General features: G+C 39.1%; 1 protein-coding gene. It reads left to right on the top strand.

Annotation, left to right across the window (positions count from 1 at the left end; translation table 11 throughout):
• Positions 1 to 54: 54 nt before the first annotated feature.
• The coding region (locus AAEY87_RS14055) for an NAD(P)/FAD-dependent oxidoreductase (RefSeq protein WP_502945486.1) at positions 55 to 266 on the top strand (212 nt) is incomplete at its 3' end.

The following is a 266-nucleotide window of genomic DNA, read 5'->3' as shown; positions in this document are numbered from 1 at the left end:
ATTTAAATGCGTAGTAAACATTCAAATAAGTCCGTCATAGATAAAGAGGTTATTATGGTCGAACGTGAAACCATGGAATTTGATGTAGTAATTGTTGGTGCAGGCCCTGCTGGGCTTTCAAGTGCAATTAAACTCGCGCAATTAGCACAAGAAAAACAACAAGAGTGCATGATTTGCGTAGTCGAAAAAGGTTCTGAAGTAGGAGCACATGTACTCTCTGGTGCTGTTTTTGAAACCAAAGCTTTGGATGAACTACTACCTAATTG

This window comes from Psychrobacter sp. S1-30-MNA-CIBAN-0213, assembly GCF_040309845.1.
Lineage (GTDB): Bacteria > Pseudomonadota > Gammaproteobacteria > Pseudomonadales > Moraxellaceae > Psychrobacter.
This window is presented reverse-complemented; position numbering and strand designations above follow the sequence as displayed.